At 70.9% G+C, this 12,702-nt stretch carries 12 protein-coding genes; 3 read left to right on the top strand and 9 right to left on the bottom strand.

Annotation, left to right across the window (positions count from 1 at the left end):
- Nucleotides 1-574: 574 nt before the first annotated feature.
- From OG439_RS45000 to OG439_RS44975, 6 genes are all read right to left on the bottom strand, one after another.
- Complete coding sequence (locus tag OG439_RS45000; RefSeq protein ID WP_247061260.1) at nucleotides 575-760, bottom strand: hypothetical protein; 186 nt, start codon at nucleotides 758-760, stop codon at nucleotides 575-577.
- The gene (locus OG439_RS44995; protein WP_326946446.1) at nucleotides 757-1,629 is read right to left on the bottom strand and encodes a class I SAM-dependent methyltransferase; all 873 of its coding nucleotides are present in this window, start codon (nucleotides 1,627-1,629) and stop codon (nucleotides 757-759) included. The genes OG439_RS45000 and OG439_RS44995 overlap by 4 nt, the downstream gene beginning before the upstream one ends.
- Nucleotides 1,630-1,951: 322 nt before the next feature.
- Nucleotides 1,952-2,203, bottom strand: a complete 252-nt coding sequence (locus tag OG439_RS44990) for a hypothetical protein (RefSeq protein WP_326946445.1) — start codon at nucleotides 2,201-2,203, stop codon at nucleotides 1,952-1,954.
- The gene (locus OG439_RS44985; protein WP_326946444.1) at nucleotides 2,200-2,553 is read right to left on the bottom strand and encodes a WhiB family transcriptional regulator; all 354 of its coding nucleotides are present in this window, start codon (nucleotides 2,551-2,553) and stop codon (nucleotides 2,200-2,202) included. Before OG439_RS44985 ends, OG439_RS44990 begins: the two co-directional genes overlap by 4 nt.
- Nucleotides 2,554-2,704: 151 nt before the next feature.
- Entirely contained in the window at nucleotides 2,705-2,965 is a 261-nt protein-coding gene (locus tag OG439_RS44980) for a hypothetical protein (RefSeq protein ID WP_247061252.1), read from the bottom strand.
- Nucleotides 2,966-3,197: 232 nt separating this feature from the next.
- Nucleotides 3,198-5,291, bottom strand: coding sequence for an ATP-dependent DNA helicase UvrD2 (locus OG439_RS44975; RefSeq protein ID WP_326946442.1), 2,094 nt, complete (start codon nucleotides 5,289-5,291; stop codon nucleotides 3,198-3,200).
- 56 nt (nucleotides 5,292-5,347) lie between these two features.
- Between OG439_RS44975 and OG439_RS44970 the strand changes: the two genes are divergently transcribed.
- Nucleotides 5,348-6,076 carry a DUF4191 domain-containing protein gene (locus tag OG439_RS44970; RefSeq protein WP_326946441.1) on the top strand — a complete coding sequence of 243 codons (729 nt, stop codon included), beginning with the start codon at nucleotides 5,348-5,350 and terminating at the stop codon, nucleotides 6,074-6,076.
- 346 nt (nucleotides 6,077-6,422) lie between these two features.
- Here the strand turns inward: OG439_RS44970 and OG439_RS44965 are convergent, their stop codons facing one another.
- A complete protein-coding gene (locus tag OG439_RS44965) occupies nucleotides 6,423-6,812 on the bottom strand; it encodes an RDD family protein (RefSeq protein ID WP_326951781.1) in 390 nt (129 codons plus the stop codon).
- A 270-nt stretch (nucleotides 6,813-7,082) separates the two neighbouring features.
- Here OG439_RS44965 and glnA point away from each other — a divergent pair, with 270 nt between their 5' ends.
- The gene (glnA, locus tag OG439_RS44960; protein WP_247061245.1) at nucleotides 7,083-8,507 is read left to right on the top strand and encodes a type I glutamate--ammonia ligase; all 1,425 of its coding nucleotides are present in this window, start codon (nucleotides 7,083-7,085) and stop codon (nucleotides 8,505-8,507) included.
- Between the two features lie 175 nt (nucleotides 8,508-8,682).
- Entirely contained in the window at nucleotides 8,683-9,228 is a 546-nt protein-coding gene (locus OG439_RS44955) for a hypothetical protein (protein WP_326946440.1), read from the top strand.
- A 47-nt stretch (nucleotides 9,229-9,275) separates the two neighbouring features.
- On the opposite strand, the gene OG439_RS44950 is transcribed toward OG439_RS44955, so the two are convergent.
- Nucleotides 9,276-9,707 (bottom strand): acyl-CoA thioesterase, encoded by a 432-nt coding sequence (locus OG439_RS44950; protein WP_326946439.1) that lies wholly within the window; start codon nucleotides 9,705-9,707, stop codon nucleotides 9,276-9,278.
- A gap of 10 nt (nucleotides 9,708-9,717) precedes the next feature.
- Entirely contained in the window at nucleotides 9,718-12,696 is a 2,979-nt protein-coding gene (locus tag OG439_RS44945) for a bifunctional [glutamine synthetase] adenylyltransferase/[glutamine synthetase]-adenylyl-L-tyrosine phosphorylase (protein ID WP_326946438.1), read from the bottom strand.
- Between the last annotated feature and the right edge of the window lie 6 nt (nucleotides 12,697-12,702).

Raw genomic sequence — 12,702 nt, 5'->3', positions numbered from 1 at the left:
TCCGCACCCGCTCGGGACACGCCCCGAGCCCCAGCCTCGCTCGACCGCGCGGCGCAAACCGGGCCAAGGCATCCGCGCCACTCGAGACACGCCCGCGAGCCCAGCACAACTCCAGCCTCGACCGACGACGCGGCACAAGCTGGCCAGAGGCATCGGCGCCGTTCGGGAACACTGCCCTCGTCCTAGCCACCTGCCCGGCCCTTATCGACGACCGCACAAGCCGACCGAAGGGCATCCGCACCAGGCGCCGAACCGCGGACGAGTCAGATCCTGCTTCAGTCTTCGGTCGTCGGATCGGCAGGTCGGGTGCGCAGGCAGCGCGGCGAGCGCGGCTACGCAGCGGGGCGCGGCAGGGCGCAACCCGGCAGCGGCGCGGCGGGCGCAGGCGTCGCGGCAGCGAAGCCGAGGCCACGCTTGCCGACCTGCTCGTTGATGATCTTCGCCAGCCCGGCGAAGGCGCATGAACCCGCTCCGATGGCTAACCCGCCCGTCAGCGCGACTCAGCCAGCCGCCGAGTCAGCCGCTGCTGAACCGCACCAACCCAACAGCCGATTCCCGCGGAGGAACCTCGTGATCACCAGTACTCGTCCGGCAGCTTGCCCTCGATGTCGCGCACGTGCTGCCGCGCGCAGTCCGGGCACAGCCACCGCAGCGTGCCGCGCTCGCGGGTGGACACCCAGGCGAGCGCCGTAGCCGGGTCGTCGTCGGCGCCGCGGGTGCGCCCGCAGCGTGTGCACGCGGCCGGCTCCGGCGCGCTCACCGGGACCGTCCACTGTGGATCGCCTTGGCGCCCAGCAGGTACAAGTCCGCGCGGTGGCAGAGAAAGTCCGGGCCAGCGGGGTCAGTGAGGGCGGCGATCGTCGCGCGGTCGTCGGCGTCGAGGCGGTCGCCTGCCGACTCGGCCAGCCAGCCGACGCGGTGCACCACGTACTCGCGCAACAGGTCCGAGCCGGGCATCGGGTGGTCGATGAGCGCGCCGAACGACTCGACGTCCTCGAGCCCGGCCTCGCGAAGCGCACGCGGCCAGCCGTAGGGCATGGCGACGCTGCCCGCGATGCCGGCCCGCATCCTGGCGAACCACTCGGCCCGCGCGGCGAGCAGCCGATGCTCCAGCCCGGGCCTTCCGATTCCAAGTTCCCAAGGGAGGCAACGCATTTCGAGCCCGCCTTCGGAAATGGCGAGCACCGCACCCGGCCGCAGCAACCCGGCCAGGGTCCGCAGCGCGGCCTGCTGATCGCCGACGTGGTGCACCACCCCGGACGCCCACACGAGGTCGGCGGCCGGCACCCGGTCGGCCAGCCGAGGGTCGGCGAGGTCACCGTGCACGCCGACGACCTCGACGCTCTCACCGGCGACCGCGACCACAGCCCGCTGCGCTTCGGCAAGCAACGCGGGTGTGGCGTCGAGCAGCACGACGGTGCCCCCGTCGCCAAGGACGAGCTCACGCGCGAAGTGCACGCTCATTCCGCCGGCCCCACACCCGACATCGACCACGGTCGGCCGACCAGCCGACCCGGAAAGGAGCCGCCGCGCGACGGGCGCGAGTGCCTCGGCATCGAGGGCGTCGGCCATGCGCAGCTGGGCGAGGCGGTCCGCCCAGTCGATGTCGTCGTGGGTGTGTCCGGGCATCGCCCCATTCAACACCGCCACCCGGCAGAAAGGCGCGCTCGAACAACCAGACACCAACCAGACGAGGCGGGGCGGGGGCGGGGGGCGGGGGCCCAGGGGGATCGTGTCTCCCCACTGATCAGCGCCCGACCCCACTCTCACCGGCTCGCGCCGGCGACCACCGGCTGGCGCAAGCCGTCGCCGGTGCGAGCTGAGGGCGCGCCGAAGGCCGGCCCCGCGGCGTCGACAAACCAGACCCAGCCGAAACAACCACACGCAACCCCATTGACCTGCGCAAACCCAGGCAGGCCCCTGCCGCCGTCGGGGCGGCAGGGGCCTGCTCTCAGCTCTGGTTCTCGTACCGCTCCGCGCGCTGGGCCGCCCATCGGGCTACTCGGCTCCACCGGCGGACGGCACGGGCGCTACCTCGGGCCCGCTGGGTGCGGATGCCCTCCTCCAGATCCCGTATTCGGGCCCTGGACAATTCTTCGTAAAGCAACATCTCGCTGATCTCCTCGATCTCGGTCTTCGTCAACTGCAGGTGCACGCGTTTGCGCGCTTCGTGGTCCCTCGTGGTGATCGGTTCGACGCTCATGCGGCGGCGCTCCGGTGCTCGCCGCTCTTGGCGGCGACGGGCTCGACGGTGGTGTTCTTGCGCGGACGGCCACGGGGCCGCTTGCGCGCGATCACGACACCGCGCTCGAAGATCTCGCCACCCCAGACGCCCCACGGCTCACGCCGGGCCAGTGCGCCGGCCAGGCAGGCCTCGCGAACCGGGCAGTCGGCGCAGGACGCCTTGGCGCGCTCGAGCTCGGCCGGGGACTCGGCGAACCAGAGGTCCGCGTCGCCCGAGCGGCAGGGCAGAGCCACGTCCGGGACGGTGACGGGGTCGAGCAGGTCGGCGAATATTGCCTCACCCGCGGTGTAGGCGATGGCCGAAGACATGGGGGTTCCTCCTGGTGTCGTACGGGTTTCGGTTTTGGGCGTGGAGCTGGGCAATGCTGTTCCTCTTGGGTTGTGCAGCCAAAAACACGAAGGCCGCGGATCCGGGTTTTCCGGTTCCGCGGCCTTCGTGAGCCTCAGTGTCCTGACTGGGTCAGGAACTTCGCTCCCGTATCGACAACGGAACACGGAACTGCTTGATGGTCGGCAGATCGGCCTGCGGGTACGCGGCGAGAACGCCCTCGGTCCCGAAGACGACGACATCGCCGGTGGTCCAGCCCCGCATGACGCGACGCGTGCCACGGATCTCGTGCGCGCTCACGGGCAGACCGGTGCCCGGGCGCTGTGCAGCCGCGACTTCCGCGGCGCAGGACAGACGGGTGCCCGGGTTCGTGAGCGTCAGATTGATGGTCATTTCACCGGCACCTCCTTCGTCTGTACTCTGCACACGCGGCCGCGGAGCGGCACTTCACGTGGATCCCCAGCCGAGCCCTTCGGGCTCGGTACTGGCAGGTTATTGCCCCCCACCACACCGGGGCAACTTAATTACGGGGAAAATCCTCGAAGATACGAAGATCGCCCCTGAGCAGCGGGTTCGCCGCGTGGATCATGGTCCGGACGCGGTCAAGACCACATCAGGACCGCCGTCAGGACCCCATCGACGCGCGGACGACGCCGAGGATCTCCGTGCCGAAGCGTTCGAGCTTGGTCGCGCCGATCCCGGAGATCGACACCAGCGCCGACTCGTCGACCGGGCGCTGCTCGGCGACGGCCATCAGCGTCGCGTCGGTGAACACGACGAACGGCGGCACCTTCAGCTCCCGGGCCCGGTCGGCGCGCCAGGACTTCAACCGCTCCAACAGGTTCTCGTCCACCGACGACGGGCAACGACCGCAGCGGCCGAGCTTGACGTCGAGGGTTTCCAGCAGCGGCCCGCCGCACACCCGGCAGCGCGTCTTCACCGGCGCGGCCTGCTTCTGCTGCGACCGCGCGGCCCGGGCCGCCGGGTGGTCCTCCGGGATCAGGCCGTAGAGGAACCGGCTGCGACGGCGGTTGCGGCGCGCGCCCGGTGTGCGGGCCAGCGCCCACGACAGCCACAGGTGCTCGCGGGCCCGCGTGACGCCGACGTAGAACAGCCGCCGCTCCTCCTCGATCGCCGCCTCGTCGTTGTCGGCGTGCAGGATCGGCACGGTGCCCTCGGCGAGGCCGACGAGGAACACCGCGTCCCATTCGAGGCCCTTCGCCGCGTGCAGCGACGCGAGCGTCACGCCCTCGACCGTCGGCGGGTGCTGCGCCGCCGCGCGCTGCTCCAGCTCGGTGTTGAAACGCGGCAGGTCAGCGTCGGCGACCGTCGAGGCGAGCTCCTCGGCCAGTTCGACGATCGCCAGGAGCGCGTCCCACCGTTCCTTAGCGGCGCCACCGGCGGGCGGCGACTCGGTGAGGCCGACGCGGGAGAGCACCGAGCGCACGGTCGTGACCAGGTCGGAGCTGCCGTCGCCGCTCGCGGTCCGCAGCGCGGACATCGCCTGCCGGACCTCGGCCCGGTTGAAGAACCGTTCGCCGCCGCGGACCAGGTACGGGATGCCGGCTTCGGCCAGCGCCGACTCGTAGGCCTCGGACTGGGCGTTGACGCGGTAGAGCACGGCGATCTCGCTCGCTGCGACCCCGCCGTCGAGCAGCTCGCGCACGCGCCGCGCGACGGCACCGGCCTCGACGTGCTCGTCGTCGAACTCGGCGAAGCGCGGCTGCGGGCCGGACGGGCGCTGGCCGATCAGCTTGAGCCGCGAGCCCGCCGGCCGGCCGCGGGCGGCGCCGATCACCTGGTTCGCCAGCGCGACGACCTCGGGCGTGGACCGGTAGTCGCGTTCGAGCCGGACGACCGTCGCCTCCGGGAAGCGCCGCGTGAACTCCAGCAGCGACCGCGGCGACGCGCCGCCGAAGGAGTAGATGGTCTGGTTGGCGTCGCCGACCACCGTCAGGTCGTCACGGCCGCCGAGCCACGCGTCGAGCAGGCGCTGCTGCAGCGGCGTGACGTCCTGGTACTCGTCGACGACGAAGCAGCGGTAGCGGTCGCGGAACTCCTCGGCGACGACGCCGTGCTCCTCGAGCACCGCCGTCGTGTGCAGCAGCAGGTCGTCGAAGTCGAGGACCTGCGCGGCGTTCTTCAGCTCTTCGTAGTTGCGGTAGACCTCGGCGACCTGCGCGGCCGGGGCGGGGATGTCCCGCTGGGCGCGCGCGGTGACGGTCGGGTAGTCGTCCGGGCTGATCAGCGACGCCTTCGCCCACTCGATCTCGCTCGCCAGGTCGCGCAGGATCTCGATCTCGGTGCCGAGCTTGGCCCGGGTCGCGGCCTGGCCGACGTAGCGGAACTTGTTCTCGAGCAGGTCCCACGGCTGGCCGCCGACCACGCGCGGCCAGAAGTAACGCAGCTGACGGCGGGCGGCGGCGTGGAACGTCAGCGCCTGCGCGGCGTCGACGCCGAGGCCGCGCAGCCGGGCGCGCATCTCCCCCGCGGCGCGCGTCGTGAACGTGACGGCAAGCACCTGACCAGCGGAAACGTGCCCGGACATGACGAGGTGGGCGATGCGGTGGGTGATCGTGCGGGTCTTGCCCGTGCCGGCGCCGGCCAGGACGCAGACCGGCCCCCTCGGGGCACTGGCGGCGGCGCGCTGCTCGGGGTCGAGACCATCGAGCAGACGGGTGCGGCTCTTCGGGGAAAGTACGCCAGTCACGTCCCGCATCCTCGCAGAGGGGGACGGGGAATCCGGGCAGGGGCACGCGGCCGTATCCTGGTCAGATGGCGGGACAGCAGGACAAGGAAGCGGCCAAGCAGGCCAAGAAGGAGAAGCGCGCGGCGAGCAAGGCCCGGCGTGGCCAGCTCTTCGAAGCCTTCAAGATGCAGCGCAAGGAAGACCCTTGGCTCATCCCCTGGATGGTCGGCTCGATCGTCGTCGTCGCGGGTGTGGCTTTCGGGATCGGCTTCTTCTTCGACTCCCAGTGGGTGCTGCTCCCGCTGGGCATCATCCTCGGCGCACTGCTCGCCATGATCATCTTCGGCCGACGCGTCCAGAAGACGGTCTACTCGAAGGCCGACGGCCAGCCCGGCGCGGCGGCGTGGGCGCTCGAGAACCTCCGCGGCAAGTGGAAGGTGACGCCGACCGTCGCCGCGACGACCCAGCTCGACGCCGTGCACCGCGTGCTCGGCGGCCCCGGCGTGGTGCTCGTCGCCGAGGGCGCGCAGCACCGCGTGAAGACGCTGCTCGCCCAGGAGAAGAAGCGCGTCTCCCGGCTGATCGGCGACACCCCGATCTACGACGTCACGATCGGCCACGAAGAGGGCCAGATCCCGCTCAAGAAGCTCCAGGGCTTCCTCATGAAGCTGCCCCGCAACCTCAAGCCGGCCCAGGTCGACGCCCTCGAGGCGAAGCTGGCCGCACTCGGCAACCGCGGCGCGGCGATGCCCAAGGGCCCGATGCCCGCCGGCGCGAAGATGCGCAACGTCCAGCGCACGATCCGCCGCCGCTGACCCGAGCCCGCGCAGACGACGAAGGCCCCGTCCGGTGGACGGGGCCTTTCTCGTACGGGGGTGCCGGTGCGGCAGGTTTCGGTGGCGGGTTTCGGATGGGACGCACCCAGAGCCGCCGATGGTGCGGCGCCGACGCCGGCCGGTATTAGGGGACGCCCTCCGGGAGCGCTGCTCGGGCCAAGCCGGGGCAGCCGGCCGATGCCGGAGGCAGCCGAGACCACCCGGCCGATGTCGGGCCTGCCGGGCCGAGGCCGCCGGCAGGGCCGGTCGACCAGTAGTCCGTCCGATGCGGCTGTCCGGCGGCCATGTGGTCAGCGCAGCTGCGGCTTTCCGGCGCGGCGCGCGGTCAGCGCAGCCGGATGACGACGGTGCCCGTCAGCCGGTCCAGCCAGCTGCGGCCGTCGGCGTTGCGGACGGCTGCCGGGATGATCACGAACGTGAGGACCGCGCGGACCAGCGCCCGCAGCGGGCCGACCAGGGCGGCGCCGTCGAGGCGGGCCACCCGGATGCCGACCACGCCCATCCCGGGGGTGAACCCGAAGAAGCCGGCGGACACGACGGAGATGACCGCCCAGACGCCGCCGGACCACAGGTTGAAGTTCTGCATGGCGACCGGGTCCTGCAGGTCCGGGTGCACGAAGATGGCCGTGACCAGGGCCGCGACCACGAGGTCGGCGAGCAGCCCGAGCAGCCGGGTCCCGCCGCTCGCCGCCGAGCCGACGCCGGATTCGGGCAGACCGAACTTCTCGCCCGGCCAGCGCGCGCCGTCCTGATCAGTACTCTGGCCACCGTCACCCGTGCCGGGCAGCCATTCTCCGGTCCATCTCGCCACCCGTCCAGGGTATGCCGGTGGCGCGGACCACATCCGACCTGGTCGGATACCCGGTATCCACCCACCCGTTAACACCGGCGAAACATACGGGTGACGGTCGGGCAACACCGCGCTTTTAGCGTGAGCCGAAGAGAGCACTGCCGCACGAGCTCGAACGAGAAGGAGTCACCGAGGGTGCCCACTACTCCAGACGACATTCAGCGCCTCATCACGGACGAGGACGTCGAAGTCATCGACGTCCGGTTCTGTGACCTGCCCGGCGTGATGCAGCACTTCACGGTCCCGGCGAAGGCCTTCACCGAAGAGGCTTACGAAGAGGGACTCGCGTTCGACGGCTCCTCGGTGCGCGGTTTCCAGTCGATCCACGAATCGGACATGCTGCTGCTGCCGGACCCCGAGACGGCGCGCATCGACCCGTTCCGCAAGGCGAAGACGCTCTCGCTGAACTTCTTCGTGCACGACCCGTTCACCCGTGAGGCGTACAGCCGCGACCCGCGCAACATCGCGCGCAAGGCCGAGCAGTACATCGCGGAGTACGGCGTCGCCGACAACGTGTACTTCGGCCCCGAGGCCGAGTTCTACATCTTCGACTCGGTCCGCTTCGACTCCGCCGAGCACGCCTCGTTCCACGAGATCGACTCCGTCGAGGGCTGGTGGAACACCGGTACCGAAGAGGTCGGTGGCAACCAGGGCTACAAGACGAAGTTCAAGGGCGGCTACTTCCCCGTCCCGCCGGTCGACCACTTCGCCGACCTGCGCGACGACATCGTCCGCGCGCTGCAGGGCTCCGGTTTCGAGATCGAGCGCGCGCACCACGAGGTGGGCACCGCCGGCCAGACCGAGATCAACTACAAGTACAACACGCTGCTGCACGCGGCGGACGACTTGCAGCTGTTCAAGTACATCGTGAAGAACACCGTGTTCGCCGCGGGCAAGACCGCGACGTTCATGCCGAAGCCGCTCGCCGGCGACAACGGCTCGGGCATGCACTGCCATCAGTCGCTGTGGAAGGACGGCACGCCGCTGTTCCACGACGAGTCCGGTTACGCGGGCCTGTCCGACACGGCGCGCCACTACATCGGCGGCCTGCTCAAGCACGCCCCGAGCCTGCTGGCCTTCACGAACCCGACGGTGAACTCCTACCACCGCCTGGTCCCGGGCTTCGAGGCCCCGGTTTCGCTGGTCTACTCGCAGCGCAACCGCTCGGCCTGCGTCCGCATCCCGATCACGGGCAACAACCCGAAGGCCAAGCGCGCCGAGTTCCGCTGCCCGGACTCCTCGGGCAACCCGTACCTGGCGTTCTCGGCGATGATGATGGCCGGGCTCGACGGCATCAAGAACAAGATCGAGCCGGCGGACCCGATCGACAAGGACCTCTACGAGCTCCCGCCGGAAGAGGCCAAGAACGTCAAGCTGGTCCCGGGCGACCTGGGCACGGTCCTCGACACGCTGGAAGCCGACCACGACTACCTGCTCGAGGGTGGCGTGTTCACGCCGGACGTGATCGAGACGTGGGTCTCGTACAAGCGCGAAAACGAGATCGACCCGCTGCGCCTGCGCCCGCACCCGTACGAGTTCGCCCTGTACTACGACGTGTGATCGACTCGGGGCTTTGACCAGGGGTTTCACCGGTCAAGGTCCCGGCCAGGCCGTCAGCTGACGGCCCACCGGACACGGGACGGCGGTCGAGGGGAAAGCCCCGACCGCCGTCCCGTTCTTTGTGCGCCTGTCGAGACACTGCAACGCAGTCGACCGCCGACACGACCTAATCGGCATGTTCAAGATCGTACTCACGGCGCTGGGACTGGTGCTCTCAGTGATAGGCATCTGCCTCGCCGCAGGCGCTTACGCGTCAACCAACCGGGAGCACGGCACCGAGCCCCTCTGGCCGGCGCTGGACCGTCTCCTCACCGGCAGTCGCCATCTCGTACGCCGCTTGCTGCGCCGCAATCGCGACGTCACGGTTCACGATGTAGTCGGGGCGATCAGAGTCCCCGCTGGATTCGTGCAGGGCGAAGGCACTGTGACAGGCGGCAACGCCCCCACGGACTTGTCTCTGGAGGAACAGCTTCGCTGGGTCGAACGACGTATCGAGCGAGTCGAGATGGCAGCAGCCCACGAGGCGAGCCGGCGAAGCACCGAGGTCCACGCCCTACGCGCAGCCATCGGTGACACCGAGCGGCGGATCAGGGACGTAGAACTGGCAAGCCGCGCGCTTGCTCGTTCCGTGGCAGTCGGAACCGTGAGACTCCAGGTCACCAGTCTGCTGTTCGTCGGCGCCGGGACAGTCTTCCTCGCAGTCCCAGGGTTCATGCCGTAACGATCGGCGCCATTCTCGCCGCCGGCGTTCTTTCGCCTGGGGCCGAGTCAGTCGCCCTCGGCCGTCGACAGCAGCTTCAGGTCCGCGCCCGCCTCGGCGAAACGGCCTCGGGGGTCCGTCGCCAGCTTGCGGCGTTCCAGGTCCATCAAGCCCAGCGTGCACGTGATCTCCGCGGCCAGCGTGCCGTCGGCCTTGTAGATGTTCGAGTCCATCGAGAACGTCTTGCCGCTGCCGAACTTCGCGTCGCACGTCACGTCGACCACGTCGCCCGCGCGGATCTCCCTGCGGAACACGATGTGGGACTCCAGGAGCACCGCCGCGAAGCCCTCGACGCCGTTGAGTGCGCCCGCCTGTTCCAGCAGCTCGAGCCGTGAAACCTCGCCGTACGAGTGGTAGACGGCGTGGTTGAGGTGGCCCAGGGTGTCCAGCTCGTAGTGGCGGACCTTGATCCGGGTCCGGAACGGCTCTCGATCGGTCACGCGCCCCACCTTAATCAGCCTCGTAGAACAGGTGCTCCACCACCGTGTGCGCGCGGCGGGTGATCCGGCGGTACGTGTCGAGGAACTCACCGGGGTCGTCCGCCGCGGTCTGGCCGAGCACCCGCGCCACCGCGACCAGGTCGCGGCCCGAGCTGGGGACCTCGTCGACGGCCTTGCCGCGCACCAGCATCCCGGCGTTGCGCACCCGCGTCGCCAGCAGCCACGCCTCGGTCAGCTCGGCCGCTTCGGACTGCTCGGCCAGGCCCGCGCCGGGGAGCAGCGCCAGTGCGTCCAGCGTCGACGTCGTCCGCAGCTCGGGAACGGCGTGGGCGTGCTGCAGCTGCAGGAGCTGCACCGTCCACTCGACGTCGGCGAGGCCGCCGCGGCCGAGTTTCGTGTGCCGCGTCGGGTCCGCGCCCTTCGGCATCCGCTCGGTCTCGACGCGCGCCTTGATCCGGCGGATCTCGCGGGCCTTCGTCGCGTCCAAGCCGCCCTCGGGGTAGCGGATCGGGTCGATCATCGCGATGAACCGCTGCCCGAGGTCGTCGTCGCCGGCGATGAAACGGGCGCGCAGCAACGCTTGCGCCTCCCACACCTCGCCCCAGCGCGCGTAGTAGGCGCGGTAGGACTCCAGCGTCCGCACCAGCGGGCCGCTGCGCCCCTCCGGCCGCAGGTCGGCGTCGACGACCAGCGCCGGGTCCGGGCTCGGCGCGCCCAGCATCTTCCGGACCGTCTCCGCGACCGACGACGCGAACTTCACGGCGTCGGAGTCCGAGACTCCTTCATTCGCTTCGCACACGAAGAGCACGTCGGCGTCGGAGCCGTAGCCGAGTTCGGCGCCCCCGAGCCGGCCCATGCCGATGACGGCGATCCGCGCCGGCGTCCGGCCCAGCTCGGCCTGGCGCTGCCGGAACGCGGCGGCCAGCGCGCCCTGCAGCACCGCGACCCAGACACTGGACAGCGCCGCGCACACGGCCCGGACGTCGAGCAGGCCCAGCAGATCCGCGCACGCCACGCGCAGCAGTTCGTGCCGCCGCAGCGAACGCGCCGCCGTGACCGCGGGGTTCAACCCGGGCTGACGCCGGACGGCCGCCCGCAGCGACGTCGCCACGTCGGCCGGCGTGCGGCCCAGCAGCCGCGCCGGGTCGCCGAGCAGCTGCAGCACCTCGGGCGCGCGGACCAGCAGGTCGGGCACCAGCCTCGACGTGCCGAGCAGGATGGCCAGCCGTTCGACGACCGTGCCTTCGTCGCGCAGCACCCGCAGGTACCACGGCGTGTCTTCCAGCGCCTCGGAAACCTTGCGGTACGACAGCAGCCCGCCGTCCGGGTCGGGGGTGTCGGCGAGCAGGTCGAGCAGCACGGGCAGCAGCGCCTGCTGGATCGCGGCCCGCCGGGAGACGCCCGCGGTGAGCGCCTTGATGTGCTGGAGCGCGCCGTCGGGCGCGGTGTAGCCGAGGGCGGCCAGGCGGCTGGCGGCCTGCTTGGTCGTCAGGCGCAGTGCCTCGGTCGGCACGTTCGCGACGGACTGCAGCAGCGGCCGGTAGAAGATCTTTTCGTGCAGCCGCCGGATGCCCTTGCCGTGCTTGCGGAACTCCGCCAGCAGCGCTTCGCCCTCGCTCTTGCCACCAGCCGGTTTCACGCCGCTCGCGCGAGCGAGGATCCGCAGCTCGTCGGTGTCGGACGTCGCCGGGAACAAGTGCGTCCGGCGCATCCGCCGCAGCTGCAGCCGGTGCTCCAGCATCCGCAGGAACTCGTACGACGCGCCCAGCTCGGCCGCATCCTTCCGGCCAACGTAACCGCCTTCGCCGAGCGCCGCGAGCGCGTCCATCGTGGACGGCGACCGCAGCTCGTCGTCGACCCGGCCGTGCACTAGCTGCAGCAGCTGCACCGCGAACTCGACGTCACGCAGGCCGCCGCGGCCCAGCTTGAGCTCGCGCTCGGCGTGCTCGGACGGCACGTGCCCCTCGACCCGGCGGCGCATCTGCTGCACCTCGGCGACGAAGTTGTCCCGGTCGGCCGCCGACCACACCAGCGGCGCCACCATCTCGGCGTACTGCCGCCCGAGCTCGGCGTCGCCGGCGACCGGTCGGGCCTTGAGCAGCGCCTGGAACTCCCAGGTCTTGGCCCACTTCAGGTAGTAGCTCTGGTGGCCTTCGAGGGTGCGGACGAGCGCGCCGGCCTTGCCTTCCGGGCGCAGCGCCGCGTCGACCTCGAAGCACGCGTTCCCGGTGACGCGCATCGTCGTGCTCGCCAGCCGCGTCGCGACGCCGAGATCGCCCGCGCCGATGAAGATGACGTCGACATCGCTGACGTAGTTGAGTTCCCGGCCGCCGCACTTGCCCATCGCGATGATCGCGAACGTGTCGTCGGCCGAGGCACCGACCTCGGCCTCGGCGACCACGAGCCCGGCGGCGAGCGCGGCCTCGGCCAGCTCGGTCAGCTGCGCGGCGACCTCGGCGTAGCGCGGCTGCTCGAGCCCGCTCTCGACGAGGTGCCCCAGGTCCGCGGCGGCGATGCCGAGCAGCAGGCTGCGATAGGCGACCTTGAGCGTCTGCTCCGCCTCGAGCTTGGTGATCACGGTGCCGTCTTCACGCACGAGCGCGGTTCGCAGGGCTTCGCGGTAGCCGGCGGGGTTCGTGCTCTTCTTGCCGGTGAGCGAGTGCCACTGCGCGGGGTTCGCGCACAGGAAGTCGGCCAGTGCGGTCGACGTCCCCAGCACACCGAGGAGCCGGCCGCGGAACGTCCGGTTCTCACGGAGCTGCTCTTCGAGCTGTGCCCACTCTTCGCCGTCGGCCTCGCGGATGCGGTCCAGCCCGCGCAGCGCGAGATCGGGATCGGCGGCGCGGGACAACGCCGAGAGGACGTCGGACGCCGCGGCGACCGGGCCGGCGTCGTCCCACCAGCCGGCCGCGCGCAGCTGACCCTCGGCACGGGCGTCGGTGAAGCCGTACCTCGCCGCCGAAGCGGTCGTTCGCGCGCGGTCTGCCATCACGAA

Source organism: Amycolatopsis sp. NBC_01307, assembly GCF_035975215.1.
In the GTDB taxonomy this organism is placed as follows: Bacteria; Actinomycetota; Actinomycetes; order Mycobacteriales; family Pseudonocardiaceae; genus Amycolatopsis.
This window is presented reverse-complemented; position numbering and strand designations above follow the sequence as displayed.